This is a genomic window from Mesosutterella multiformis, from assembly GCF_003402575.1.
In the GTDB taxonomy this organism is placed as follows: domain Bacteria; phylum Pseudomonadota; class Gammaproteobacteria; order Burkholderiales; family Burkholderiaceae_F; genus Mesosutterella; species Mesosutterella multiformis.
Window position 1 is genome coordinate 1,316,405 of the sequence record NZ_BGZJ01000001.1, and the last position, 26,729, is coordinate 1,343,133.

Annotated in this window: 17 protein-coding genes and 3 rRNA genes; 15 read left to right on the forward strand and 5 right to left on the reverse strand. The window is 55.5% G+C overall.

The features are described 5' to 3' along the window. The first annotated feature begins 1 nt into the window (after position 1). From M4NBBH2_RS06130 to rrf, 4 genes are all read left to right on the forward strand, one after another. Positions 2–1,162, forward strand: coding sequence for a UxaA family hydrolase (locus M4NBBH2_RS06130; RefSeq protein ID WP_116270130.1), 1,161 nt, complete (start codon positions 2–4; stop codon positions 1,160–1,162). A gap of 419 nt (positions 1,163–1,581) precedes the next feature. Next, positions 1,582–3,114, forward strand: a 16S ribosomal RNA gene (locus tag M4NBBH2_RS06135). Positions 3,115–3,394: 280 nt separating this feature from the next. Further along, positions 3,395–6,277: ribosomal RNA gene (locus M4NBBH2_RS06140) — 23S ribosomal RNA — on the forward strand. Positions 6,278–6,437: 160 nt separating this feature from the next. Continuing rightward, positions 6,438–6,552 (forward strand): 5S ribosomal RNA (rrf, locus tag M4NBBH2_RS06145). The 16S, 23S and 5S rRNA genes sit together here, the layout of an rRNA operon. 128 nt (positions 6,553–6,680) lie before the next feature. Here the strand turns inward: rrf and M4NBBH2_RS06150 are convergent. Next, complete coding sequence (locus M4NBBH2_RS06150) at positions 6,681–8,114, reverse strand: DUF8612 domain-containing protein (protein ID WP_125064645.1); 1,434 nt, start codon at positions 8,112–8,114, stop codon at positions 6,681–6,683. An 8-nt stretch (positions 8,115–8,122) separates the two neighbouring features. Between M4NBBH2_RS06150 and M4NBBH2_RS06155 the strand changes: the two genes are divergently transcribed. After that, complete coding sequence (locus M4NBBH2_RS06155; protein WP_202973734.1) at positions 8,123–9,397, forward strand: MFS transporter; 1,275 nt, start codon at positions 8,123–8,125, stop codon at positions 9,395–9,397. Positions 9,398–9,403: 6 nt separating this feature from the next. Here M4NBBH2_RS06155 and M4NBBH2_RS06160 read toward each other — a convergent pair whose 3' ends face one another. From M4NBBH2_RS06160 to M4NBBH2_RS06170, 3 genes are all read right to left on the reverse strand, one after another. After that, positions 9,404–9,973 (reverse strand): RrF2 family transcriptional regulator, encoded by a 570-nt coding sequence (locus M4NBBH2_RS06160; RefSeq protein WP_116270132.1) that lies wholly within the window; start codon positions 9,971–9,973, stop codon positions 9,404–9,406. A gap of 127 nt (positions 9,974–10,100) precedes the next feature. Next, positions 10,101–10,808 (reverse strand): orotate phosphoribosyltransferase, encoded by a 708-nt coding sequence (locus M4NBBH2_RS06165; protein ID WP_116270133.1) that lies wholly within the window; start codon positions 10,806–10,808, stop codon positions 10,101–10,103. Between the two features lie 5 nt (positions 10,809–10,813). Beyond that, entirely contained in the window at positions 10,814–11,845 is a 1,032-nt protein-coding gene (locus M4NBBH2_RS06170; protein ID WP_116270134.1) for an amidohydrolase family protein, read from the reverse strand. Positions 11,846–12,290: 445 nt separating this feature from the next. Here M4NBBH2_RS06170 and M4NBBH2_RS06175 point away from each other — a divergent pair, with 445 nt between their 5' ends. From M4NBBH2_RS06175 to M4NBBH2_RS06190, 4 genes are all read left to right on the forward strand, one after another. Further along, entirely contained in the window at positions 12,291–13,463 is a 1,173-nt protein-coding gene (locus tag M4NBBH2_RS06175) for an iron-containing alcohol dehydrogenase (protein ID WP_116270135.1), read from the forward strand. A 164-nt stretch (positions 13,464–13,627) separates the two neighbouring features. Continuing rightward, positions 13,628–18,025 (forward strand): acyl-CoA dehydratase activase, encoded by a 4,398-nt coding sequence (locus M4NBBH2_RS06180; protein ID WP_202973735.1) that lies wholly within the window; start codon positions 13,628–13,630, stop codon positions 18,023–18,025. Positions 18,026–18,077: 52 nt separating this feature from the next. After that, positions 18,078–19,211, forward strand: coding sequence for an amidohydrolase family protein (locus M4NBBH2_RS06185; RefSeq protein ID WP_116270137.1), 1,134 nt, complete (start codon positions 18,078–18,080; stop codon positions 19,209–19,211). 171 nt (positions 19,212–19,382) lie between these two features. Next, complete coding sequence (locus tag M4NBBH2_RS06190; RefSeq protein WP_116270138.1) at positions 19,383–20,231, forward strand: formate/nitrite transporter family protein; 849 nt, start codon at positions 19,383–19,385, stop codon at positions 20,229–20,231. A gap of 88 nt (positions 20,232–20,319) precedes the next feature. On the opposite strand, the gene map is transcribed toward M4NBBH2_RS06190, so the two are convergent. Next, complete coding sequence (gene map / locus M4NBBH2_RS06195; RefSeq protein WP_116270139.1) at positions 20,320–21,165, reverse strand: type I methionyl aminopeptidase; 846 nt, start codon at positions 21,163–21,165, stop codon at positions 20,320–20,322. Positions 21,166–21,522: 357 nt separating this feature from the next. On the opposite strand from map, the gene rpsB reads away from it, so the two are divergent. The 6 genes from rpsB (at position 21,523) to M4NBBH2_RS06225 (ending at position 26,512) form a co-directional block, all read left to right on the forward strand. Beyond that, positions 21,523–22,287 carry a 30S ribosomal protein S2 gene (gene rpsB / locus M4NBBH2_RS06200; RefSeq protein ID WP_116270140.1) on the forward strand — a complete coding sequence of 255 codons (765 nt, stop codon included), beginning with the start codon at positions 21,523–21,525 and terminating at the stop codon, positions 22,285–22,287. Between the two features lie 113 nt (positions 22,288–22,400). Continuing rightward, positions 22,401–23,291 carry a translation elongation factor Ts gene (gene tsf / locus M4NBBH2_RS06205; RefSeq protein ID WP_116270141.1) on the forward strand — a complete coding sequence of 297 codons (891 nt, stop codon included), beginning with the start codon at positions 22,401–22,403 and terminating at the stop codon, positions 23,289–23,291. 202 nt (positions 23,292–23,493) lie between these two features. Next, complete coding sequence (gene pyrH / locus M4NBBH2_RS06210) at positions 23,494–24,225, forward strand: UMP kinase (protein WP_022443010.1); 732 nt, start codon at positions 23,494–23,496, stop codon at positions 24,223–24,225. 38 nt (positions 24,226–24,263) lie between these two features. Continuing rightward, on the forward strand, positions 24,264–24,827 hold the full coding sequence (frr, locus tag M4NBBH2_RS06215; protein WP_116270142.1) for a ribosome recycling factor: 564 nt from the start codon (positions 24,264–24,266) through the stop codon (positions 24,825–24,827). 7 nt (positions 24,828–24,834) lie between these two features. Next, positions 24,835–25,587 carry a polyprenyl diphosphate synthase gene (gene uppS / locus M4NBBH2_RS06220; RefSeq protein WP_116270143.1) on the forward strand — a complete coding sequence of 251 codons (753 nt, stop codon included), beginning with the start codon at positions 24,835–24,837 and terminating at the stop codon, positions 25,585–25,587. A 73-nt stretch (positions 25,588–25,660) separates the two neighbouring features. Further along, complete coding sequence (locus M4NBBH2_RS06225) at positions 25,661–26,512, forward strand: phosphatidate cytidylyltransferase (protein ID WP_116270144.1); 852 nt, start codon at positions 25,661–25,663, stop codon at positions 26,510–26,512. Positions 26,513–26,729: the final 217 nt, after the last annotated feature.

The following is a 26,729-nucleotide window of genomic DNA, read 5'->3' on the forward strand; positions in this document are numbered from 1 at the left end:
AATGCAGTTCATGGGATATCGTCGGGAGGACGGGCGTGTTGGTGTCAGAAACTATGTATTGATTCTTCCAGGCTGTGCCTGCGCTTCCGAAACCTGCAGACTGGTGGCAAGCGAAGTCCGCGGCACAAAGAACGTGATTATGAATGTCGGGTGTTCTGATGTGCAGGCGAACACGGACATGAATCTTCGTGTGCTGACGGGGTTCGCGCTGAATCCGAATGTATTCGGAGTCATCGTAATCGGCCTTGGGTGCGAAACGGTCGGTCATCGAGAACTGGCCGCGAAAATCCGTGCGGAGACTTCCAAACCTGTCGTCTCGTTCGGAATACAGGAGATAGGCGGAACGGTAGCAACAACTGCGGCCGCGGTTAAAGCAGCCCGGGAAATGGTTGCACAGGCAAGTGAGCAGCAGCGTGAACCCTGCGATGCGTCAGATCTGTTTGTCGCAATTGAGTGCGGCGGATCGGATGCAACAAGCGGCATCGCCTCGAATCCGGCGGTGGGGAACATGTCTGATCGTATCGTGGATCTGGGCGGCACCACGATGATGTCTGAAACGATCGAGTTCGTGGGAGCGGAACATATTCTCGCGAAACGAGGTGCAACACCGGAAATCCATGACCAGATCATCCGCATCTGCGAGGATTACGAAAAACATCTTGCCGGGGTTGGACAGGACTGCCGTACGGGGCAGCCGACCACGGGGAACAAAGCAGGCGGTCTATCCACGATTGAGGAAAAGTCTCTTGGCTGCATCCATAAAGGAGGCACAAGGCCTGTTGTAGAGGTCCTTCAGGAAGCGGCAAGACCAACCAAGAAGGGAGCTCTGATTATGGATACTCCCGGGTACGATATTTCTTCTGTCACGAGCATGGTGGCGGGAGGCGCTACAGTGGTGGTCTTCACAACAGGGCGGGGTACACCGACCGGTCACGCTCTGGCTCCGGTAATCAAGGTAACCGGTAACAGGGAGACCGCGAAGCGCATGGCTGACAATATGGACATCGATGCGTCCGGTATTCTGGAAGGAGATCTGACCATCGCTGATGCCGGGAAAGGTATTCTCGACGAAGTGATCCGGGTCGCAAGCGGAAAAGTCACCAAAGCGGAAGCCTTTGGATTCTCAGATATTGCTGTTGATCATATCTGCCGCTTTATTTAAGCATTTTGGGCTTTTCAGACAGGGCGGAGAAACGGAAGTTTCTCCGCCCTGTTTGTATGGAAGCTGTCCGAAATCCATAAAACAGAAAAAATTAATAAAAAAATGATCGTTTTAATCAATTGTTTTCATGAAATCCATTGAGGAAAATGAAAGATCGAATGAAAAAATATTTGCATTTTTAAAATCGAGAGGGTAGGATACTCATCGTGTCGCTGCGATGCAGTGACGATCTTTAAAAACTGAATAACGAACCGATAAGCGTGAGCATCTGGTTTTGAAGAGCTTCAGCTCATAAAAAATCAGGTGCTTGAAAAGACGAATGGAATGATGCAGAAGCGAGAGCTTCTGAGAATTACCAGTCGATAATTTTGAGCGCGACGCCTCAGGAAACTGAGGCAAATGAAGTAATAGCAGTGATTGAACTCAAGAGTTTGATCCTGGCTCAGATTGAACGCTGGCGGCATGCCTTACACATGCAAGTCGAACGGCAGCGGGGGAGCTTGCTCCTGCCGGCGAGTGGCGAACGGGTGAGTAATGCATCGGAACGTGTCCTGTTGTGGGGGATAACTGATCGAAAGATCAGCTAATACCGCATGAGACCTGAGGGTGAAAGCGGGGGATCGCAAGACCTCGCGCGACAGGAGCGGCCGATGTCTGATTAGCTAGTTGGTGAGATAAAAGCTTACCAAGGCGACGATCAGTAGCTGGTCTGAGAGGATGATCAGCCACATTGGGACTGAGACACGGCCCAGACTCCTACGGGAGGCAGCAGTGGGGAATTTTGGACAATGGGGGAAACCCTGATCCAGCCATGCCGCGTGCGGGATGAAGGCCTTCGGGTTGTAAACCGCTTTTGTCAGAGACGAAAAGGGACGTACGAATAATACGTTCCGCTGACGGTATCTGAAGAATAAGCACCGGCTAACTACGTGCCAGCAGCCGCGGTAATACGTAGGGTGCAAGCGTTAATCGGAATTACTGGGCGTAAAGGGTGCGCAGGCGGCTATGCAAGACAGATGTGAAATCCCCGGGCTTAACCTGGGAACTGCATTTGTGACTGCATGGCTAGAGTTTGTCAGAGGAGGGTGGAATTCCGCGTGTAGCAGTGAAATGCGTAGATATGCGGAAGAACACCAATGGCGAAGGCAGCCCTCTGGGACATGACTGACGCTCATGCACGAAAGCGTGGGGAGCAAACAGGATTAGATACCCTGGTAGTCCACGCCCTAAACGATGTCAGCTGATTGTTCGGGAAGCAATTCCTGGGTAACCAAGCCAACGCGTGAAGCTGACCGCCTGGGAAGTACGGTCGCAAGATTAAAACTCAAAGGAATTGACGGGGACCCGCACAAGCGGTGGATGATGTGGATTAATTCGACGCAACGCGAAAAACCTTACCTAGCCTTGACATGTCAGGAATCCGGATGAAAGTCTGGAGTGCCCGCAAGGGAGCCTGAACACAGGTGCTGCATGGCTGTCGTCAGCTCGTGTCGTGAGATGTTGGGTTAAGTCCCGCAACGAGCGCAACCCTTGTCATCAGTTGCTACGCAAGAGCACTCTGATGAGACCGCCGGTGACAAACCGGAGGAAGATGGGGATGACGTCAAGTCCTCATGGCCCTTACGGCTAGGGCCTCACACGTCATACAATGGTCGGAACAGAGGGCAGCGAAGCCGGGAGGCGGAGCTAATCCCAGAAAACCGATCGTAGTCCGGATTGCAGTCTGCAACTCGACTGCATGAAGTCGGAATCGCTAGTAATCGCGGATCAGCATGCCGCGGTGAATACGTTCCCGGGTCTTGTACACACCGCCCGTCACACCATGGGAGTGGGGTTTGCCAGAAGGCGTTTGTCCAACCGCAAGGAGGACGGCGACCACGGTGGGTTCCATGACTGGGGTGAAGTCGTAACAAGGTAGCAGTACCGGAAGGTGCGGCTGGATCACCTCCTTTTAAGAGAACGAAGTTCTCAAGACAGGTGCTCATACTTATCGTTCGTTGTCTTCTGAGAAATGAAGACTATGTTCGGTTGTTCTTTAACAATTAGGAAGGAATGAAAGTTCTAAGTGCCTGGAATACTTGATGAGGGTATTTCAGGGCAGTTATGAACATGGGTTGTGATTGCATTCACAAATTTGCAAGTTTCTCCAAGAAACCGAAGCAACATTTAGAGAACAGCGACACGTTACAAGTCGATTGAAACCGTGCCGGGTAAAAGGCGGCAGGGTTATAGGATCAAGCGACTAAGTGCATGTGGTGGATGCCTTGGCGATCACAGGCGATGAAGGACGCGGCAGTCTGCGAAAAGCCCCGGGGAGCTGACAACGAGCTTTGATCCGGGGATCTCCGAATGAGGGAACTCCAAGCTTTAGCTTGATCCATGCGTGAATACATAGCGCATGGAGGCGAACGCGGCGAACTGAAACATCTCAGTAGCTGCAGGAAAAGAAATCAACCGAGATTCCGGAAGTAGCGGCGAGCGAAACCGGAACAGCCTGAATTCGATATTGAGAAGAACACTGGAAGAGTCTGGAAAGGCTCGCCATAGTGGGTGATAGCCCCGTACGGGACGTTCATCTCAAGGTACTGAGGATTCGAAAAGTAGGTCGGGGCACGTGAAACCCTGGCTGAACATGGGGGGACCATCCTCCAAGGCTAAATACTCGTGATCGACCGATAGCGTACTAGTACTGTGAAGGAAAGGTTAAAAGAACCCCGGGAGGGGAGTGAAATAGATTCTGAAACCGCATGCATACAAACAGTAGGAGCCCTTCGGGGTGACTGCGTACCTTTTGCATAATGGGTCAGCGACTTATGTTATGTGGCAAGCCTAACCGACTAGGGGAGGCGCAGCGAAAGCGAGTCCGAACAGGGCGATTCAGTCGCATGGCATAGACCCGAAACCAGATGAGCTAACCATGGCCAGGCTGAAGGTGTGGTAACACACACTGGAGGGCCGAACCTACTGGTGTTGCAAAACCAGAGGATGAGCTGTGGTTAGGGGTGAAAGGCTTAACAAATCTGGAGATAGCTGGTTCTCCCCGAAAACTATTGAGGTAGTGCCTTGCGCATGAGCTTCTGGGGGTAGAGCACTGTTATAGCTAGGGGGACATGGCGTCTTACCAAACTATGGCAAACTCCGAATACCAGAAAGCTTCGCGCAGGAGACAGAGCACCGGGTGCTAACGTCCGGACTCAAAAGGGAATCAACCCAGACCGCCAGCTAAGGTCCCTAATATCAGCTAAGTGGAAAACGAAGTGGAAAGGCTAAAACAGTCAGGAAGTTGGCTTAGAAGCAGCCATCCTTCAAAGAAAGCGTAATAGCTCACTGATCGAGTCCTTCCGCGCGGAAGATGTAACGGGGCTAAGTTGATAACCGAAGCTGCGGATTCATACTTTGAGTATGAGTGGTAGGGGAGCGTTCTGTAAGCCTGTGAAGGTGGATCGTAAGGTCTGCTGGAGGTATCAGAAGTGCGAATGCTGACATGAGTAACGATAAAGCGGGTGAAAAGCCCGCTCGCCGCAAACCCAAGGTTTCCTGCTCTACGTTAATCGGAGCAGGGTGAGTCGGTTCCTAAGGCCAGGCTGAGAAGCGTAGCTGATGGAAATCAGGTTAATATTCCTGAACCGACGTTGAATGCGATGGGGTGACGGAGCAGCCAGAGTGGACCGGGTGTTGGATGTCCCGGCTTCCGAGCGATGGGTGCCTGCAGGCAAATCCGCAGGCGTATACCCAGGACGAAGGATCGGGTCTTCTTTTGAAGGCGAAGCCACTGGAAGCGCTTCCAGGAAAAACCTCTAAGCTTCAGTTCAACGGCGACCGTACCGTAAACCGACACAGGTGGGTGAGCTGAATATGCTCAGGCGCTTGAGAGAACTCGGGAGAAGGAACTCGGCAAATTGACACCGTAACTTCGGAAGAAGGTGTGCCTTTGTAGCTTGACGGGAGAGAAACCCGAAGGGCGAAGAGGTCTCAGAGAATCGGTGGCTGTAACTGTTTACTAAAAACACAGCGCTCTGCAAAGATGAAAGTCGACGTATAGGGCGTGATGCCTGCCCGGTGCTGGAAGATTAATTGATGGGGTGCAAGCTCCTGATCGAAGTCCCAGTAAACGGCGGCCGTAACTATAACGGTCCTAAGGTAGCGAAATTCCTTGTCGGGCAAGTTCCGACCTGCACGAATGGCATAATAATGGCCACACTGTCTCCTCCCGAGACTCAGTGAAATTGAAATGTTTGTGATGATGCAATCTCCCCGCGGCTAGACGGAAAGACCCCATGAACCTTAACTGTAGCTTTGCATTGGACTTTGAACCGATCTGTGTAGGATAGGCGGGAGGCTTTGAAGAATGGACGCCAGTTCATTCGGAGCCGTCGTTGAAATACCGCCCTGATTTGTTTGAGGTTCTAACCTGGGCCAGTGATCCTGGCTGGGGACCGTGCATGGTGGGCAGTTTGACTGGGGCGGTCTCCTCCTAAAGGGTAACGGAGGAGTGCGAAGGTACGCTAATCACGGTCGGAAATCGTGAGGATACTGCAATGGGAAAAGCGTGCCTGACTGCGAGACAGACAAGTCGAGCAGATGCGAAAGCAGGTCATAGTGATCCGGTGGCTTCTGTATGGAAGGGCCATCGCTCAACGGATAAAAGGTACTCTGGGGATAACAGGCTGATACCGCCCAAGAGTTCATATCGACGGCGGTGTTTGGCACCTCGATGTCGGCTCATCTCATCCTGGGGCTGTAGCCGGTCCCAAGGGTATGGCTGTTCGCCATTTAAAGAGGTACGTGAGCTGGGTTTAAAACGTCGTGAGACAGTTTGGTCCCTATCTACCGCGGGCGCTGGAAGATTGACAGGGGCTGCTCCTAGTACGAGAGGACCGGAGTGGACGCACCTCTGGTGTATCGGTTGTGACGCCAGTCGCATTGCCGAGTAGCTATGTGCGGAAGAGATAACCGCTGAAAGCATCTAAGCGGGAAACTTGCCTGAAGATTAGTCTTCCCGGAGGCTTGACCTCCCTGAAGGGTCGTCCGAGACCAGGACGTTGATAGGCCAGGTGTGGAAGCGCTGTGAGGCGTGAAGCTAACTGGTACTAATTGCCCGTGCGGCTTGATCCTATAACCGTGCTGCTTGATTAAATGACAGCAAATGGTTTTGAAAGGAAGCTTGCAAAAAGAAAGAAATGTGTGAATGTGGAAAAGCAAGCCATGTGATTTCATTCCTTCCCAAAGAATTCGCTTGAGAAGTCCTTAAAAAACTTCGAAAGCAAAGCCTTTGCCTGACGGCCATAGCAGAGTGGCCCCACCCCTTCCCATTCCGAACAGGACGGTGAAACGCTCTCGCGCCAATGATAGTCGGTTGTATTTCCGGTGAAAGTAGGTCACTGTCAGGCTCCCCCATCAAAACCCTCGAAAGTTTTTCTTTCGAGGGTTTTGTTTTATGTGCGTTTGGAAAACCAGGAGAAAGAAAGGAGGAGCTCACGCTCCTCCCTTTTCACTTTCGGACTGTTTGAGATCCGGATCAGGTCAGCAGCACCAGATCCGGCTGAAGCGCCTTTACTTCATCTTTTTCCGCGAGAGATTTCAGCGTAATCAGTGCGGGGAGGCCGGTTTTCAAGCCCAGCGCAGGAAGAATTCTGAAGTCCCGAATTTTCTTCAAAAGTGAAGCCTCATCTGTCGCGACTGCAATAGGTGTGAAAGTTCCGGAAAGTTCGCAGATCAGATCGACAGCAATGTGATTGGTGTCCTGATAGTAAAAGAATTCCGCGTTGTCATACGGACTGAAACGTTTCATCAGTTCTATTGCAAATGCGTTTTCAAGAAGCGCATCGCGGTATGGACTCGAATGGATGTCATAGGACGACACGTCGAGCAGATACGCGGCGAAACCGGTATCGGTAAAAAGAAGTTTCGGACGTCTGATGTGACGGTGATTTTCAGGCTGCGGAACCGGCTGAATCAGCTGAATGATCTGCTGGGACTTCAGCTTCTGAATCCAGTTTCCGGCGGTCATTGCGGTAACGCCGGATTGTTTCGCGAGGGCTCGCGCGTTCAGCCCCTGCCCGGCAGATGCAGCCAGTGTTTTCAGAAACCTGAAAAAGGCCGCCTGGTCTCGTACCTTAAGGGTACTTATCGCTGTATCCCGAATAAATTCGTTCATCCAGTCAGACCAGAAACTGTAAGAGCCAATACTGTCAGATCCACGGGTTCTGGCGAGTCCGGCTGCGGTTCTTTCTTCTGCCATTGCAGCCGGCATTTCGTAAACTGTGCCTGTCTCGGACACATCCTCTCCGATCGGCGGAAAAGATTCTGTTTCGGGCCAGGCGGTCGGAAACAGACAGATTCTGCTGAATTGAGGCGAATTCAGAAGGACTTCAGGAATCGGATCTGGATTTCCGATCAGAATCAGAGGACCGGTGAGTGTTGGCAGCTCATCTGACAGGTATCTTAGAAAACCGGGAACACGCTCACAGGCGTCAAAAATCAGAGGTGTCTGGTAAACAGAAAAAAACTCGCGGGGGAGATTTTCTGCCAGATTCCAGACTTTGATGGATTCACCGCTGACCAGCGTAAAGTCCGGGAAACATTCTGAGATCAGCTTCGCAGAGGGTTTACCCGGAAAATGACTGACTAGCGTCACAGCGTGATGGCTTACGGCATCTTTCAGGTGTTCCAAGGTACTTTGTTGAATCTGATTCACTGCTAAACCTTTCTCATCATATTGCGGGGCTCGATAGAAACCGCCCGGGTTGTTTCTATTGTCACGGAATTCAGAAATTTTGCCAGAATTGTTTTTCCGTGATGCGTCAAGTGTATCCTCACAATTGGTTAAACTAAGCGCCTCGATAGTTTCATCTGTTTGATTTATTCCGTTCAGCCTATGAGAGCGGAAATGCGGCAGAAAGAAATTATGTGCAGGATCTGAATATGAATAATCAATTAATTGAAAAGACACCTCCAAAGATGATGAATTGGAAGGTGCTGCTGACCATCCTGACACTGGCGGCCACGCTGATGTCGTCTAGCTACACCATGCTGATTCCGTTTCTGCCGGTGTATCTGACGAAAGAGCTCGGCGTTACTGAACACGTCAATCTCTGGTCCGGAGCGGTGTTCTCGGTTACCTTCCTGGTCAGTACCTTTATGGCTCCGATCTGGGGCGCGATGTCTGACAAGGGAAGCCGGAAGCTGATGGCGATCCGGTCTGCCGTGCTGCTGTCGCTTGCTTACACGCTAGGCGGTCTTGTCCAGACGCCGACTCAGCTCTTTTTTGTCCGTGTTCTGCAGGGCATTGCTGCAGGTCTCTGGCCCGCGCTGCTCGCCATCATGTCGTCGAACTGCCCGCAGCAGAAGCTTGGCATTTCTATGGGGATTATGCAGGGGGCCGTGACGGCAGGCGGTGTGATCGGACCTCTGATCGGCGGTGTTCTTGCTCAGTATTTCGGTATGCGCACGTCTTTCTTTTTCGGCGGCGCGGCGCTTTTCACGATAACAATGGTCATCATTCTTTTCGTGAAGGATCCGCCGAGAAAGGCGGCCCCGAAAGCGGCAAAGGCTGAGGAAAAGAAAGAGAAGAAGCCCTCGCTCTTTAAAATGCCCGTTATCCGCGGACTGCTGATTTCAGCCTGCCTCACCCAGGTGTCGATCACGCTCGCGATGCCGATCTTCACGTTCTACGTGGCGTTTCTGCAGGGGTCTGAAGATAATATCGTCGCGCTTTCCGGATATGTCTTCGCTGTGCTGGGTATCGCAGGTGTAATCGCGTCGCCGCTTTGGGGCTGGGTGGGTCAGACTTTCAGCTTTAAACCGGTGCTTCTCGCCTCAATGCTTTTTGCCGGCCTTTTTGCAGTTATCTCCGCGATTCCAAGCACTCTTGACCCGTTCATCGTTCTCCGGTTTATCGGCGGTCTAGCCTTTGCCGGTGTATTCCCGTCGATCAACGCGCTCCTGACGCGATACACACCATCAACAGAGCGCGGCCGCGCGTTTGGTATTTCGTTCAGTTTCCAGCAGGCGGGTTCCATCATCGGACCTCTGGCGGGCGGCGCGATTGCTTCGCTGCTCTCGCTTCGCGCGACGATGATTGCCGCAGGTATTGTGCAGATTATCGCGTTCGCCTATCTGTGGACGAAGCGTAAGGAATTTATTGAGAATACGGCCACACCGGCACAGGGCATTCCCAAGTCTTCCGTGACCCGGTCACAGGAACGGAAGACAGAGGAAGTGAAGCAGTCTTAGAGAGATTTACGGAACTTCGTAAATTTTGATACGGCCGGCGGAAGAGGATTTTCTGCCGGTCTTTTTCTGGGCAGATGTTTTGTCAGCGGCTTCGGCGTCAGGGTGATGGCGGCAGATTTCGCGGCTGTGCATCAGAACTTCAAGCGTCGGATGCAGGGCTTCCACTGCGGCGACTGTTTCGGCATCCATGGCGTCCGCGAGTGTGTACTGATTCAGTTCATCAAAAAAATGACGGATAGCGCGCCACAGCGCTCCGGAGAGGCCGCACTTTCCAGTCAGAACGCAGCCGATCTTCTTGCAGTCAATGACAGCGCGGCCGCCTTCCAGCTGCTCGATGATGTCACCGATCCGGTATTCACTCGGGTCTTTCGCAAGACGAACTCCGCCCCCGCGGCCCCGCACGGTCAGCAAAAGCCCCCGTTGACCAAGTTCGTGCACGATCTTGACCAGATGGTTTCGGCTGATCTGAAACTGCTGGGAAAGTTCGTCGACGGTGACCGGCGGATTCCGATTCTGATCCACAGCAAGGTAGAGCAGAACCCTCAGGCTGTAGTCGGTATAACGAGTGAGCTGCATGGAGTTTTACGTAGACTGAAAAAGATGCCAACGGCGTACATCATAAAGGAAAAACACAAACAGCGAACGAAAAAACGCCGCGAATGAATCGCGGCGTCTGATCAGGAAAATGAGATCCGGAAGAGGGTCAGTTTTCCGCGCCTGTCACAGCGCTTCCGCGGCGCATGCTCCAGGTCCACGGCGTAGCAAGCCAGTCCTTCAGATCTTCATGCTGAGCGGCATTGATCATGCCAAGGGTTTCGGCCTTATCCAGAATGAAACTGAAGGGCAGCATGGCATAAGTAGCGACGCCCGCTTTTGCGAAAAGACGTTCAGTTTCAGGCATGTCGTAATTCGTGATGGAGAGGCAGTCCGTTACGGTAGCGCCTTCGGCACGGAGCGCGTCGATCGCGTCGAGGCACGAGAGCCCGGTGGAAATATGGTCTTCAATCAGAAGCACTTTCTTCCCGGCCACCGTGCCGCCCTCAAAGCGCGAGCGGTCACCGTAGGTCTTTGGAGCGCGGCGCACGTAGAGATTCGGCTTATTCATGCGGTAGGCCAGAGCGGCCGAATGGCTGATACCAGCTCCTTCGACGCCTGCGACACAGTCGAAGTCGAGTTTCAGAGCCTCAATGCAGGAGGCCATCGTTTCGATAATGTCATGCCACTCATCCGGGTGGGAAATCAGCTGACGGTTATCCACGTAGATCGGGGTAACAAGGCCGGACTTCAGACGGATCGGCTGATCCAGAAGGAAGTTGACCGCTCCGATCTGAAGCAGATTCTCCGCCGTAATCTCCATCGCAAGCGGGGAGGAAGCGGTGAGATGGCGGGTATTGTTCAGAGGTTCAGTCATTGTGATCACTCCTTCTTATTAGCGGTAACAGGGGCAGTTTCAGAATCGTAAGGATCAAGGCCCAGAACCTTACGGCCATTCACGGAGGCGATCTTCACGAGGTTTTCGAAGTCGTCGAAGCGGCAGCCCGTGGCAAGAAGCTGAAGCTCATGCCACATATCGCCCGAGCACCAGGGCACCATGGCGTCGCAGACGTTATCAGTACCGAGAGCGACCGTGACACCTGCCGGAATCATTTCATCCACCGGGGTCATGGAGTTGTGAGAAAGGCTGATCATGTTGCTGCGGCGCGTGTCAATCCAGGCGGTCGGGCAGGTCACCATCATCACCTTGGCGCGCTTCAGCTGTTCATAAAGACGCGTACGGTACTTCTGTGAGTGGGCGGCAATCGAAATACCATGGATACCGACGACGCGGCCCTGCATGCCGTGCTCGATTGTTTTCGCGCAGAGCATTTCAGTTTCATATTCGTCAGACGAATTGAACTGGTCCACGTGGGCATGCACCATCTTGCCGTACTTCTTGGCGGTTTCAAGAATGATGTCAAAGGCTTCTTCGCCGCGGCCGTAATCACGTTCGTCACGCTTTGGAAGCGCGCCGATGAAGTCCACCAGTTCCGCGCCGCGGTCAAACCACTTGCGGGCTTCCGGATCAATCACGCCTTTCAGCGTCTGATTGCCGAATTTGATTGTGAGCTGATCCTTATAGTGCTCACGGGCCTTGAGACCGGCCGTGATCGCGCGGTCCTCAGACTGCGGGTCGATATCCACAAAGGAGCCGACGGCGGTAACGCCCTGGCTGATCATCAGTTCAAAGAACTGGCAGAACCGGCGGTAATAATCCTCGACGGTAGAGTTCTTCTTCAGCTGATCGAGCACATCCCATTTCTGCTGCAGCGTGTAAGTGCGGCGGATTTCCAGCACCTTGTCTGACAGAGTAAAGGCACGGTCCGCATGGGCATGGGTGTTCACCCAGCCGCCAGCCTTCATGATGGCGGGTTCAATCAGGTCTCGAACCGTCAGGGGTTTTTCCAACATAGAGCTTGCCTCAGATTAAAAATGAGTGATGGGAGAATTGCTGCGCCTGCGGGAGAGGGGTCCCGAAGTGGCCTGCAGTACGGTCCGAAAGGCCGATCGCGGGCTGCGGCGCTTGTCATGGACGCAAAAAAAATCTTCCCGCAAAGGGAAGATTCCTTGAAAAAACGGCGACCGCTGGTTCCCGCAGCGGCGGAACCAGGCGAAAAAAGTGCGCGGCAGAGACCGGTGCAGTCCCCCGCGTATCAGATAGGCCGTTTTTGACATGGCCTGAAAGATAGACGTTCAGACAGTCAAAGTCAAGCCGAAAATAACCCGTATCCCACTTTCGGGGGGTACTTTTGAAGCGGAAATAATGCCCCTCAGGTTAGGTATCCGGGATCCTTAGCGCGTAACAAATTTTGTTGTAAGCTGATCGCAACATGTGTTTCAGATTGAAGGGGCTTAAATGCAGAATTTCGATTTTTGTTCTCCAACGGAACTGGTATTCGGCCGGGGAGTTGAGACAGAAATAGGTACACGTCTGGCGCGCCGTTTCCCCGGCGGAAAGGTATTTCTCGTGTACGGAGGAGGCTCCATCAAACGAACCGGACTTTATGACCGGGTAAAGCAGTCACTCCTTGATGCGGGCTTAAGTGTCCGGGAAAAAGGCGGTGTGCATCCGAACCCGGAGGTTGGCTTTATCCGTGAACTGATCGCAGAGGCGCGCGAATGGCGGCCGGATGTGCTGCTTGCGGTGGGTGGCGGTTCAGTGATCGATACCGTGAAGGCCGCGTCGATGGGAATTCCTTATGACGGTGATGTCTGGGATTTCTTTATCGGCCGGGCTGTCTGCGAAAAAGCTACACCGATCTCCGTAATCCTCACGATTCCGGCGGCCGGCTCCGAACTTTCCATGCGCGTCGTGGTGACGAATGGCGAGAAGAAACTGGGGACTGCGAGCCAGCATATCCGATCCTTTATGTCGCTGATTGATCCGGAGCTCTTCTTTACGCTGCCTGCCGTCCAGGCAGCCTCCGGTGTGGTGGACATGATGAGCCACATCATGGAGCGCTACTTCACGAATACTTCTGATACGGGTTTTATTGATGGTCAGGCAGAAGCCGCAATGCGCTCCATCATGCATTTCGGCCGCATTATCCGCCGCGAGCCCAAGAACTACAGCGCCTGGAGCCAGATCGGTCTCGCGGGCACTTTCGCACATAACGGTTTCTATGGCCTCGGACAGGAGGAGGACTGGGCCTGCCACGGAATGGAACACGCTCTCTCCGGATGGAAGCCATCCATCATCCATGCTGAAGGGCTCGCGGTCATCATTCCGGGGTATCTCGCTTTTGTCGGTGTCAGAAATCCGAAGCGCGTGGCACAGTGGGCCCGCAATGTGATGGAAGTGAAGGAGGAGGATGATGCCGAGGCGATCCGCGAAGGCATTGCCCGGCTGAAGGCTTTCTACCGCGAGATGGGAATGCCGGATTCTCTCACGGCACTCGGAGCTGGTGACGCGCCGCTTGAAGAGCTTGCTCAGAGTGTGACCGGAGGAAAAACTCTGGGACACTTTGTGCCGCTTGAAGCCTCTGATGTGCTCACTATTTACAGAAGCGTCTACCAGGCTGAAGTCTGACGATATACGGTTCGGTTTTTGATAAGGGTAAACCTGTATTCTGGTTGCTTCTTATACAACTGCCGATTTGTCAAAATTTACACAGGTTTTTTTGCCGGTCCATCGTTTAACAGCAGCCTTCCCCGGTCTGTAACCGGGGAATTGGACGGTTTTGGAGTCAAGTTGTGAAGATTCTAGGGATTGGTCTTGATCTAGGTTCTACGACTGCCAAGTTTGCAGTTGTTGACAGCGAAGGAAAGATCCTTGAAAGCGATTACCGTCGCCATGGCGCGGCTGTAAAGGAAACAGCGCTGACGCTCCTGAAGGAGCTGCAGGTCAAATACCCCGATACCGCCTTTGAACTGATGCTGACAGGATCCGCCGCTCTGGATCTTGCCGTTTCAGCAGGCGCCGGATTCATTCAGGAAGTGATTGCGTCTAGCCGCGCTATCAAACTCGTTGCCCCTGATACGGATGTGGCAATTGAGCTTGGCGGCGAAGACGCGAAGATTCTCTATCTCTCGGATGGGATGGAGCTTCGGATGAATGAGGTCTGTGCCGGCGGCACGGGGGCGTTCATCGACCAGATGGCGTCACTCCTCAATACGGACGCGTCAGGGCTCAATAAACTCGCGGCCGACGCGAAGACGATCTATCCCGTTGCGTCCCGCTGCGGCGTGTTCGCGAAGACGGACGTTGTGCCTCTTCTGAATGCCGGGTCCCGGCGGGAGGACGTGGCCGCTTCTATTCTTCAGGCTGTCGTCGATCAGACAATCGGCGGTCTGGCCTGCGGCCGCCCGATCCGAGGGAAAGTCGCCTTCCTTGGCGGTCCTCTTCACTTCCTGGATCAGCTTCGCGCACGCTTTATAGCAACGCTGAAGCTTACGGATGAAACGATAGCCGATATTCCTGACGGCCAATTCATCGTGGCCTACGGCGCGGCGCTCTGCTCACTTTCCCCGCGGCTTGAGAATGAGAACCGCGCAGGTCCTATTCTGCTCAGTGATTGGATTGAACGTATTGAGCGCAGCCGTCCGACGGGAAAGCGCACCTCGAGCCTTCCCCCTCTGTTTACGAGTGAAGAGGAGTATCAGAAGTTCCTCGCGGATCACAGCCGCAAGGTGACACCCCGGGCTCCGATTGCCGAAGCGAAGGGGGATCTCTGGATGGGTGTGGACCTCGGTTCCACCACCATGAAGGCTGTCGTGCTCGACAGCGAATCCCGCATCGTGAAGTCCTGGTATGGCAGCAACACGGGTTCCGTGCTGCCGACGCTTCTTCCTCATGTGATTGAGCTGCTGAAAGAGATGCCGGAAGGCGCTCAGATCCGGGGTATCTGCACCACGGGTTACGGCGCTGATCTGGCGGCATCTGTCCTTGGAACACCGCTGAGTGAAGTGGAAACCGTGGTGCATCTGCGCGCCGCGACATTCCTTGACCCGAAGACCACCTATGTGATCGATATCGGCGGTCAGGATATGAAGTGCCTGAAGACGCATAACGGCGTGATTGAGCAGGTGAAGCTCAACGAAGCCTGCTCCTCTGGCTGCGGCGCCTTCATCCAGACATTCGCGAAGAGCCTCAACCTGACACTGCCGGAATTTGTGCATAAGGCGCTTTTTGCGAAGAATCCCGCGGATCTCGGTACCCGCTGCACGGTGTTTATGAATTCCCGTGTGAAGCAGGCGCAGAAGGAAGGCGCGGATGTCGGTGACATCGCGGCCGGTCTCTGCTACTCAGTGATCCGCAACGCGCTTTACAAAGTGCTCCGTCTCCGTTCGGCTGAAGAGCTCGGCGACCATGTGGTTGTGCAGGGCGGATCCTTCCTGAATGACGCACTGCTCCGAGTCCTGGAGAAGCATCTCGGGAAGCCCGTGCTTCGCCCGGATATTGCCGGTCTGATGGGAGCCTATGGCTGCGCTCTGATCGCGCGTGAAAAGGTGCAGATGAGGAATCTGCCCGCACCGAAACTTGATGTCGCTTCTCTTGAGGCGCTCGAAGTGGTAACCCGCAGCTTCCGCTGCAAGGGCTGCAACAACCGCTGCATGCTGACGATGAACCGGTTCAGCAATGGCCGGAAGTTTATTTCCGGCAACCGCTGCGACTTCGGTGCCCGGGGCGGCGCGAAAAAGAAAGAAGAGCCGACGAATAACGTTTGCGCCTGGAAGCTGCAGCACCTGTTTGAAGGGGAGCCTCTCGCAGAGGAGAACGCGCCTCAGGGTGTGATTGGCATTCCGCGCGCGCTCAATATTTACGAGCACTACCCGTTCTGGTTCACGCTTTTCACGAAACTCCGTTTCCGTGTTGTGCTGTCACCGGAGTCCACGAAGTCCATTTTTGACTCCGGACTTTCCTCGATGCCATCTCAGTCTGTCTGTTTCCCGGCGAAACTGGCCCACGGCCACGTGACGTGGCTTGCCACGCACGGTGTGAAGCGGATCTGGTTCCCCTGCATCCCGAAGGAAGAGAAAGTTTTCAAGGAGTCGGATAACACTTTTGCCTGCCCTGTGGTCGCGGGCTACCCGGAAGTGGTCCGCCTGAACGCGGATCTTCCGGCCGGTGTGGAGCCTCAGGTTCTGACGCCTTTCGTGCTGGTGAGCGACAAGAAGGTCGTGAAGCGCGTGATGCTGAAGTATTTCCCGCAGCTTGACGGGGCGGCAGTTGACCGTGCCTATGATGCGGCCCGCGACGCGCTGGCGGATTGGAAGCAGAGGCTTGAGGCCGAGGGCGAGAAGGTTCTCTCAGAGGCTCAGGCTGCCGGCAAGACGGTGGTCCTGATCGCAGGCCGTCCTTACCACGTGGATCCGCTGATTAATCACGGGCTTCCCGACTACATCGCGTCTCTGGGCGTGTCGGTCGTGACGGAAGACTCTGTGATGCAGCTCGCGCCTGAACCCGGGAAGCTGCGTGTTGTCAACCAGTGGGCTTATCACTCGAGGCTTTACCGCGCGGCCGCGCTCGCGGCGACCGAGCCCTGTGTTGAGCTGATCCATCTCACGAATTTCGGCTGCGGCATTGATGCCATCACGTCGGATCAGGTGGCCGAAATCCTGCAGCGGTCCGGAAAGCTTTACACGCTTCTTAAGATCGACGAGGGCGATTCGCTCGGACCCGCGAAGATCCGTATCGCGTCGCTCCTCGCAACGGTGGAAGAGCGCAAGGCGGGCCGTGGCATGCCGAAGGCAGACGAGTCTGACGAGACGCCCGCAAAGGCACCGGCGAAGCCTGCGGTTTTCGTGCGTTCGATGCGCGAAACCCATACGATTCTGGCGCCTCAGATGTCGGCGATTCACTTCGCCATTCTGGAAAAGGCCCTTTCCGCAAGCGGCTACAAGCTGAAGCTTCTTCCGGTTGCGTCGCCGCGCGCGATTGAAACTGGTCTGAAGTACGTGAATAACGACGCCTGCTATCCGGCTATCGTCACGATCGGTCAGCTGGTGAACGCGCTGAAAGAAAACGTTGAGGATCCTGACCATACGGCACTCATGCTGGCTCAGACCTGCGGTCCGTGCCGCGCGACTAACTACATTGCGCTGCTCCATCGCGCTCTGGCAGAAGCGGGTTTCAGCCAGGTGCCGGTTGTGTCGCTCTCTGGCGGTTCTCTGAATGAACAGCCGGGTTTCTCGATTTCGCCGCTTGCACTTCGCCGCGCGATGATCGCGACCCTTTACGGCGATATGCTGCAGAGGCTCTACTACGCGACCAAGGCTCACGAGCTCTTCAAGGGTGACGCGAAGGAGAAGCTTGACGAGTGGATCGAGCGGGCCCGCGATGTGAGCTTCCGTAACAGCGTCGAAGACTTCGAGTCTGACATGATCCCGATGGTTCGCGAGTTTGGTTCCATCCCGCAGGATGACATCGAAAAACCGCGTGTCGGCATCGTGGGTGAGATTCTGCTGAAGTATCACCCGGACGCCAACCGTCACCTGACGGACATGATTCTGGCTGAAGGCGGCGAACCGGTGCTGACAGATATGACGGACTTCTTCCTCTACTGCCTGGATGACAGCGTGATAGAGCAGAAGTTCCGCCGCGGCTCTTTCCTGAAGTCGATGGTTGGGAAGTTCTTTATGGGCCGAATCGAGTCTCTGCGCCGCTCGATGCGCGAAGCGCTCGCCGGCACCCGCTATATGCCGATCGCGGACTTCAAGGAACTGCAGACCTCGGTGAAAGGCATTGTGTCGCTCGGAGAACAGGCCGGTGAAGGCTGGCTCCTTACGGCAGAGATGATTGACTTTATCAATCATGGTGTTCCGAATGTGCTCTGTCTGCAGCCTTTCGGCTGCCTCCCGAACCACATCACGGGCAAGGGGGTTGCGAAGGCAATCCGCGGCCGCTATCCGGAATCCAACCTGATGGCGCTCGACTTTGAAGCCGGCAGCTCGGAGGCGAATATCGCGAACCGCGTGAAGCTCTTCATGACAATCGCCCGTGAAACGAAGCAGAAAGAGATCGGAAGCGATTCGAGCACGAATCCAGTGGTCGAAAACGCGAAAAAGGTTCTTGACAGGCTCCGCGGTATCGGCGGTGTCGAGGAACGGCCGGTCCGGGTCTACGGTTTCAACCGCGAGTCTTCGAAGTAGACCGGGAGGCCGTCTCCGAAGTCCCGCATCGAAAAAAGAAAGGAGAAATCCAATGGCAAGTTTTCTTTTTCAGCGGGCTGAGCTCTATGCCCCGGATTACCGGGGAGTGAAGGATATTCTCGTGGTCGAGGGGCGGATCGCCGCAATCGGCGACTCGCTTGCCCCGGGAATCCCAGGGCTTCAGAAGATTGATATGTCAGGAGCGAAGGCGCTTCCGGGATTTATCGATCAGCATGTGCACGTGACAGGCGGAGGCGGTGAGGGCGGAGAGCATACCCGGGCGCCGGAGCTTTCTGTTGAGGAAGCAGCGGAGTGCGGCGACACGACTGTAGTCGGCGTTCTGGGGGCTGATGTCATTTCCCGCCCGGTGGTTTCTCTGCTCGCGAAGATCCGCGGCCTGAGGCGGGAAGGTCTCTCCACCTGGATGTGGACCTCAAACTACGCCTATCCTCCGACCACGCTTACCGGCTCCGTGAAGCTGGATCTCTACACAATTCCCGAGTGCCTTGGGGTCAAAGTTGCCATGGCCGATACACGCGCTTCCTTTATGACGATGGAAGAGCTGATGCGGCTCGTCTCCGAAATCAGGCTCGGAGGCCGCCTGGCCGGCAAGCGGGGTTTCCTTCATATCCATCTCGGAACGCTGGGCGGCGCGTTCGGCATGTTTATGGACGCGGTCAAGCGAGGAATTCCGATTGAGCATTTCAGACCGACGCACTGCGCGAGAGACCTGGATGCGGCGATTGAGTTCGGCCGCGCGGGCGGGATGCTCGATTTCACGACGGATGAGCCCGAGAAAGCCGCGGATGCCGTTCTGAAAGCAATTTCCGGGGGTGTTCCCGAAGACCGCATCACGCTCTCCACTGACGGTCATGGCGCTCTGCCGGTTTACGCGGAAGACGGGACGCTGCAGGGACTGCAGACTCTCGACATCCGGAATAATTTCCGCGCCTGGAAGATTCTCGCGCACGAGATAGGTATCCGCCGCGCGCTGCCTTTCCTTACGAGCAATGTGGCTGACAGTCTCCTGATACCGAAGGGCCGGCTGGAAACCGGGCGGGACGCGGATCTCTGTTTCCTTCGCTCGAACGGGGAACTGACGGATGTGATGTCGCGCGGCGTCTTCCTGAAGCGGGAAGGAAAGGTTACGGTACGCGGTACGTATTCCGGAACCGCGCTTTCCTAATTTTCTGTAGTCCATCAGAGGGCATGACGGATATCCGGTATCACCATAAGTGACAGGCGGCATGCCCCTGAGTAGGGATGCCGCCTGATACTTCAGTAGCCTTTTGAATAATGTAATTTTCCTTTAAAATCATCATTCTTCAGCACTTCCAGATTAAGGAGAGAATAAGGAATGACTGATTTGAAGAAAGAGGGCGCCGCCTCGCAGCCCGTGATTTCGATTGATTCGCTTGCCCCTGCCGCGATTGAACGGAAGGCGGAGTCGATCGGGGTCACGAAAAATGCCCTGACGCTTTCCAGACTGATACCGCTCGCGCTCGCCGCGGGCTTTTTTATTGGTCTCGGCGGACTTTACTTCACGCTCTTCATGGCTGACAGCTCGCTGTCCTTCGCGGTGCAGCGTTTTGCGGGAGCCCTGATGTTCTCGCTTGGCCTTGCTCTCGTGATCATCTGCGGCGCGGAGCTCTTTACGGGAAACTCCTTGATGATTGGGGCTCTTGCCTCGAGGAAGATTCCCGTGGGCGGCATGCTGAGGAACTGGATCTGGGTCTGGATATTCAATTTGGTCGGCGCAGTGATTCTGGTGACACTCGTCTACCTCTCTGATACCCCGAAACTTGGGCAGATGGGAGCCACAATGATGAAGATTGCGGCCGGCAAGGTGTCGCTTGGCTGGGGGACACTCTTCTTCAAAGGCATTCTCTGCAACGTGCTCGTGTGCCTCGCGGTCTGGATGGGATTCGCGGCTCACTCGGTAGCTGACAAGATTCTCGCTGTGCTCCTCCCGGTCTCCGCTTTCGTTGCGCTTGGGTTTGAGCACTGTGTGGCCAAAATGTACTTCCTTCCGATGGGATACCTTCTCGCTTCGAGCGGTTTCCCGGCTCCCGCGGGATTCGACCCCTCGGTCATCACGATTCCGGGGATCTTCTATAACCTCTCCGCTGTGACGCTCGGAAACCTCGTCGGAGGGTTCATGGTGGCGCTCGTCTACTGGTGGGCTTTCGCGGAGAAGAAGGCCTGATCACGGGGATAACGTCTGCCTAAAATCAGAAAAAACCGCGGATTTTATTCCGCGGCTTTTTGTTCTGAGCGAGAGGCTCAGCGATTTCTTACCACTTCTGGGTCGCCCATTCCGGCGGCTTCGGGCAGCCATCCGAATGCGTGAGCACCTCGTAACCGGTTTCTGTCACGACGAGGGTGTGTTCCCACTGCGCGGAAAGGGAATGATCTTTCGTCACCACCGTCCATCCGTCTCCGAGATCCAGAATGTGGCGGCGGCCGGCATTCACCATCGGCTCAATCGTGAACATCATGCCAGGCTCAAACACGATGCCCGCGGGCGGGAAATCCTTCGGGGAAAGGGGATAGTGAGACACCCAGGGCTCACCGTGGAAAACACCTTTGCCGATACCGTGGCCGCCGTACTCGCGCACTGTGGAGTAACCGGCATCTGACACCACCTTTTCACAGGCAACAGCGATATCGCGGAAAGTATTGCCGGGTTTCACGGCCTCAATGCCGCGCCACATGCATTCGTAGGTCACCCGGGCGAGACGCTCTCCCGCGATGGTCGGCTTGCCGACAAGGAACATACGGGAAGTATCACCGTAGAAGTCGTTCCAGATGCTCGTGACGTCGATATTCACGATATCGCCTTTCTTCAGCTTCTTTTCCGACGGGATACCGTGGCAGACGACATTATTCACCGAGATGCAGGAAGCGGCCGGGAAAGGGACTCCTTCAGCGTTCGGATACCCAAGGTCCGCCGGGCGGCATTTCTGGACATCGACCGTATAGCGGTGAATGAGGTTATCGAGCTCAAGGGTAGAGATACCCGGTTCGACGTAAGGAGTGATGTAGTCAAGCAGCTCGGAAGCGAGGCGGCAGGCGGTGCGCTGTCCTTCGATTTCTTCCGGCGTGCAGATATGAATGCTAGGGATCTGTTCTTTTGCCATTTTTAAATTGTCCCCGGACGCGGGAAGAGAGGAAGGGGGCGCAGGACGCCCGGCCGCTTCCCGCGGCGCAGGTCATATTGAAAACCAGAGTTAGCCAACATGGTACACCAGAGGCGGGGGCGGGGCAGGGAAGTGCGGCTAAAGCTCAAAGAAAATTCATAAAAAACGCTTGAGCGGGATCTCAATTTATCCTATAATTGCACGCCTGCTCCAACCGGGGCAGACAAACTTAACCTTTTTTCTGGCTGTCCGTCCTCTGGGCGGGAGCCTTAAATAGCGCATCCGGGTTTACCGAGGTGCCCGCTTATGCAAGCAGGCATGAGACCCGGATGTCAGACCAAACCTTGGAGAATCAACATGGTTAGCATGCGTGAAATGCTTGAAGCTGGTTGCCACTTCGGCCATCAGACCCGTTTCTGGAACCCGAAGATGGCTCAGTACATTTTCGGCTCCCGCAACCACATCCACATCATCAACCTCGAGAAGACGGTTGCGAAGCTCGCTGAAGCCGAGAAGTTCGCGCACGACCTCGCTGCCAAGGGCGGCAAGATCCTGTTCGTCGACACGAAGCGCGGCGGCCGCGAGATCATCGCTGCTGAAGCCCAGCGCGCCGGCATGAGCTACGTCGATCGCCGTTGGCTCGGCGGCACCCTCACCAACTTCAAGACGGTGAAGAACACGCTCAAGCACCTCAAGGAAATGGAAGACACCGTCGCTGAAGGCGGCCTTGAGAAGATGACGAAGAAGGAAGCTCTCGACTTCAACCGTGAAATCGAAGCCCTGAACCGTTCCATCGGCGGCATCAAGGACATGGCCTCCCTCCCGGACGCTCTGTTCATCATTGACGTTGGCTATCACAAGATCGCCATTCAGGAAGCCAACAAGCTGGGCATTCCGGTTATCGGCGTTGTCGATACCAACAGCAGCCCCGCTGGCGTTGACTATGTGATCCCGGGTAACGACGACGCCGGCAAGGCTGTCGCTATCTACGCCTCCTGCATCGCTGACGCCGTCATCGCCGGCGCCGCTGAACACCAGGAAGGTGCTGACAAGGATCCGGCTGAAGAGTTCGTGGAAGTCGAAGCCGCTGAAACCGCTGCTGACGCTGCCGCTCAGGCCTAATCAGTCATTCAGCAGGCGTTCCTGCCGAAGCATTTCAGGGGGCGCTCTCAGTCTTGGGTGCGCCCCCTTTCGATTTTCAAACGTATCAAATTTATTAGTATCTGGAGAATTAAATGGCCGCTATTACCGCCGCAATGGTGAAAGACCTTCGCCAGAAGACCGACGCTCCGATGATGGAGTGCAAGAAGGCCCTCGTGGCTGCTGAAGGCGATTTCGCCAAGGCTGAGGAAATCCTCCGCGTGAAGCTGGGCAACAAGGCCAACAAGGCTGCCGCTCGCGTCGCCGCTGAAGGTATTGTCGGTGTTTACGTGTCTGACGACCGCAAGCTCGGCGCTCTCTTCGAAGTCAACTCTGAAACTGACTTCGTTGCGAAGAACCCTGACTTCGTCGCCATGGCTGAAGCTGGTGCCCGCCTCGTCGCGGAAAAGAACCCGGCTGACATCGCTGCCCTCTCCGCCCTGACGGTTGATGGCAAGTCCCTCGAAGAGATCCGCACGGGCCTCGTCGGCAAGATCGGTGAGAACATGTCCTTCCGCCGCTTTATCCGCGTGGAAGCCCAGGGCCGTCTCGACACGTACGTGCACGGTGGTGCCAAGATCGCCGCTATGGTTGACATGATCGGCGGCGACGATGAACTCGCCCACGACGTCGCCATGCACATCGCTGCCTCCAAGCCGAAGGCTCTCGATGAGAACGGCGTTCCCGCTGAGCTGATCGAGTCCGAGCGCCGTATCGCTATCGAAAAGGCCCGCGAGTCCGGCAAGCCCGAGAACCTCGTTGAGCGTATCGCTGAAGGCTCCGTGAAGAAGTTCCTGAAGGAAGTGACGCTGCTCAACCAGCCCTTCGTGAAGGACGACAAGATCACCGTCGGCCAGCTGCTGAAGAGCAAGGGTGCCACCTGCGCTGCCTTCTACCTCTTCGTCGTTGGCGAAGGCATCGAGAAGAAGTCTGACGACTTCGCTGCCGAAGTGGCCGCTCAGGTTGCCGCTTCCAAGCAGGCCTAATGGCCTGTACCGGAATTCCGTTCTTCTGAGGAGCGGAATTCTGGCTGAAAAACCGCCCGGGAGATGTCTCTCCGAGCGGTTTTTTTATGGGAGCCTTCTGCCAAGCCGTAGCGCAAAGGTGCGTCTTTGCAGTATTATCCCCATGCCTTACTAATATGTTATTAGGGCGGCAGTGTGCCTAGCCCGCCTGGAGATACAGCGAATGTCGGATCAGAAAAAAGCAAAACCTATCTATAAGCGTGTTCTACTGAAGCTTTCCGGAGAAGCCCTGATGGGGCACGACCAGTTCGGCATCAACCGCGATACGCTGAACTACATGGTTGGCGAAATCAAGTCGATTCTCGATATCGGGGTTCAGGTGGGCATCGTAGTGGGCGGCGGCAATATTTTCCGCGGCGTTGCGCTTGGTGCGAACGGCATGGACCGCGCGACCGGCGACTACATGGGTATGCTTGCCACGGTGATGAACGCGATGGCGCTTCAGGATGCGCTCACGAAGACGGGTGTTCCGGTCCGTATTCAGTCAGCTCTTCACCTTGAGCAGGTCGTCCAGCCCTATATCCGCGGCAAGGCGCTGCGTTATCTCGATCAGAACCGTGTCGTGATCTTTGCTGCCGGTACCGGCAACCCCTTCTTCACGACGGATACGACTGCGGCGCTCCGCGGCGCGGAAATGGGCGCCGAGGTGGTGCTGAAGGCGACGAAGGTGGACGGCATCTATACGGCCGATCCCATGAAGGATCCGACCGCCACGAAGTTCGCTGATATCACGTTCGATGAAGCGATGAAGCGCGACCTTAAGGTGATGGACGGCACGGCTTTTGCCCTCTGCCGCACGAACGATCTGCCGATCCGGGTGTTTAATATTTTCAAGCCGGGCGCCCTGAAGCGCGCCTGCACGGGGCTCGAAGAAGGGACGCTTGTCCACTCCTGAGCACCCGCAACCATTAAAACAAAGCAAAGGATATTTTTATGACGACGATTCAGGAAATCCGTTCCCAGACCGAGCGCAAGATGACGCGCAGCCTTGAAGGCCTCAGGGAAGAGTTCCGCAAGATCCGTACGGGCCGTGCTTCCACGGGTCTGCTTGACTCCATTTATGTTGAGTACTACGGCGCCCGCACGCCGCTCGCGCAGTGCGCCTCCGTGAACGTGGCTGACGCCCGTACGCTCACGATTCAGCCGTATGACCGCACCCTCGTGAAGCCGATCGAAAAGGCCATCATGGAGAGCGATCTCGGTCTTAACCCGGTGACGAGCGGTCAGACGCTCCGCGTGCCGCTGCCCCCGCTCACCGAAGAGCGCCGCCGCGAGATCACGAAGGTTGTGAAGCGTCTTGCGGAAGAAGGCAAGGTTGCGATCCGCAATGTCCGCCGTGAAGCGAATGACGCCGTGAAGAAGCTCCTGAAGGATAAGGAGATCTCCGAGGACGAAGCCCGCGGTTCCGATAACGACATTCAGAAGCTCACTGACAAGTTCATCGCTGAAGTTGATACGGTGACTGAAGAGAAAGAAAAGGAAATCATGACCGTCTGATGGCGGCATGACTGGAGAACTGATGGAGGAAGCTAAACCGGTGAAAACTCTCCCGAGGCATGTTGCCGTCATCATGGACGGAAACGGCAGATGGGCGAAAAACCGCCATATGCCGCGAGTCGAAGGCCACAGGAGAGGAGTTTCCGCGGTGGAAAGCTGTACCGAAGCCGCGAGACGCGCCGGAATCAAGGCGCTGACGCTTTTCGCTTTCAGCAGCGAAAACTGGAAGCGCCCTGAGGAGGAAGTGAGCGCCCTCATGCGGCTCTTCGGGCTGATGCTGGTGAACCAGCGGGAAAAGCTCGTAAAGAACGATATCCGTCTTCATGTGGCGGGTGACGTCTCGGCCTTCTCTGATCCCCTGAGAAAGGCGATCGAGGAAACCGAGCGGGCGACCGAGCACTGCAGCGCGATGCAGCTCACCATCTGCGCGAATTACGGCGGCCGCTGGGATATCGTGCAGGCAGTGAGATCGATCCTGAAGGAGGAGCCGCTCGCTGCGTCTCACCCCGCCATGATCGATGAGGAACTGATCAGCCGTCATCTCGCGCTTCCCTGGGCGGGAGACGTTGATCTCATGATCCGCACCGGCGGTGAGTCCCGGATCTCGAACTTCCTGCTCTGGCAGGCAGCCTACGCCGAGCTTTACTTCACGCCGGTGCTCTGGCCCGATTTCCGGGAAGAGCACCTGCTTGAAGCGATCCGGTGGTTTACCGGCCGCGAACGGCGCTTCGGTCTCACGAGCGAACAGCTCCAGGGCTAGCTGAAAGGGATTCCCCCGCGGGATCCTGGTAACACCTTTTATTGGCGGGCCGCGAAAGCGGCCTGCATTTCAAATGCTTAAGCAACGAGTCATTACTGCCATCATCCTGCTCATCGTTCTGGTGGGCTCCATTTACCTGTCGCCGCTTGCGTTCGCCGCGGTGATGACCTTCGCTGTGGCGGCGGCTATCTGGGAGTGGCTGAGGATGCTGGGGGTCAAAGCCGCGCTTCCGGTTGCCGCAGTAATGGGAATCGTGCTTTACGCGCTCTGGGTGATGGGGTTTCGTCTCAGGCCTCAGGCGCTCCTCGCGCTTACGGCGGCAGACGCCGCGGTCTGGTTCCTGCTGACGGTCGGTCTCTTCCGTGATCGGAATACCGGGTTCCGTCTGCCTGTTGCGGCGCAGGGCGCCATGGCGGTTCTGATGCTGCCGCTTGCCTGGTACTCGATTCTCTGGCTTTTTGAGATCGGGAGCTGGCAGATGGTGATTTCCGTCCTGGCGATCGTGTGGAGCGCGGATATCTGCGCGTATTTCTGCGGCCGGTTTTTCGGCGGAAAGATTTTCGGCGACATGAAGATGGCGCCTGCTATCTCCCCGAAGAAAACCTGGGAAGGAGCGCTCGGCGCCTATATCCTTGGGCTTTGCGTGCTGTTCGCGATTGGCATCGCATGTGCCGGCCGGGCTGATGTATTCCAGTCTGTCCTGATCACCGAGACCGGATTCCTCACCGCCGTTGTGGTGACACTCCTGCTCACGCTGTTCTCGATGGCGGGCGACCTGCTTGAATCAGCCGCGAAGCGTCAGGCCGGCATCAAGGATTCCAGCAACCTTCTTCCGGGCCACGGCGGCTGGTTTGACCGTCTGGACTCCTGCGTGCCGGTGATGCCGGCAGTCGTGCTGATCATTCTTCTCACGACAATTTCCTGATTCCGGATCACAGAGCCTGATCCTGAGAGTCTCTGAAAAGCCTTTCCTTTGCGGGAAAGGCTTTTTTATACACACTTTCCCGTGATTCCCGGCCCTACTTATTCGTGCCGGGTGTACGATTAAATGAATTAGCCAGCGTGAAGACCTTGCGCACTAAGCCCCTTCTGGCGCGGATATCTGAAATAACGTCCGCCTGAATCCTTTCAGTCACAAGCTG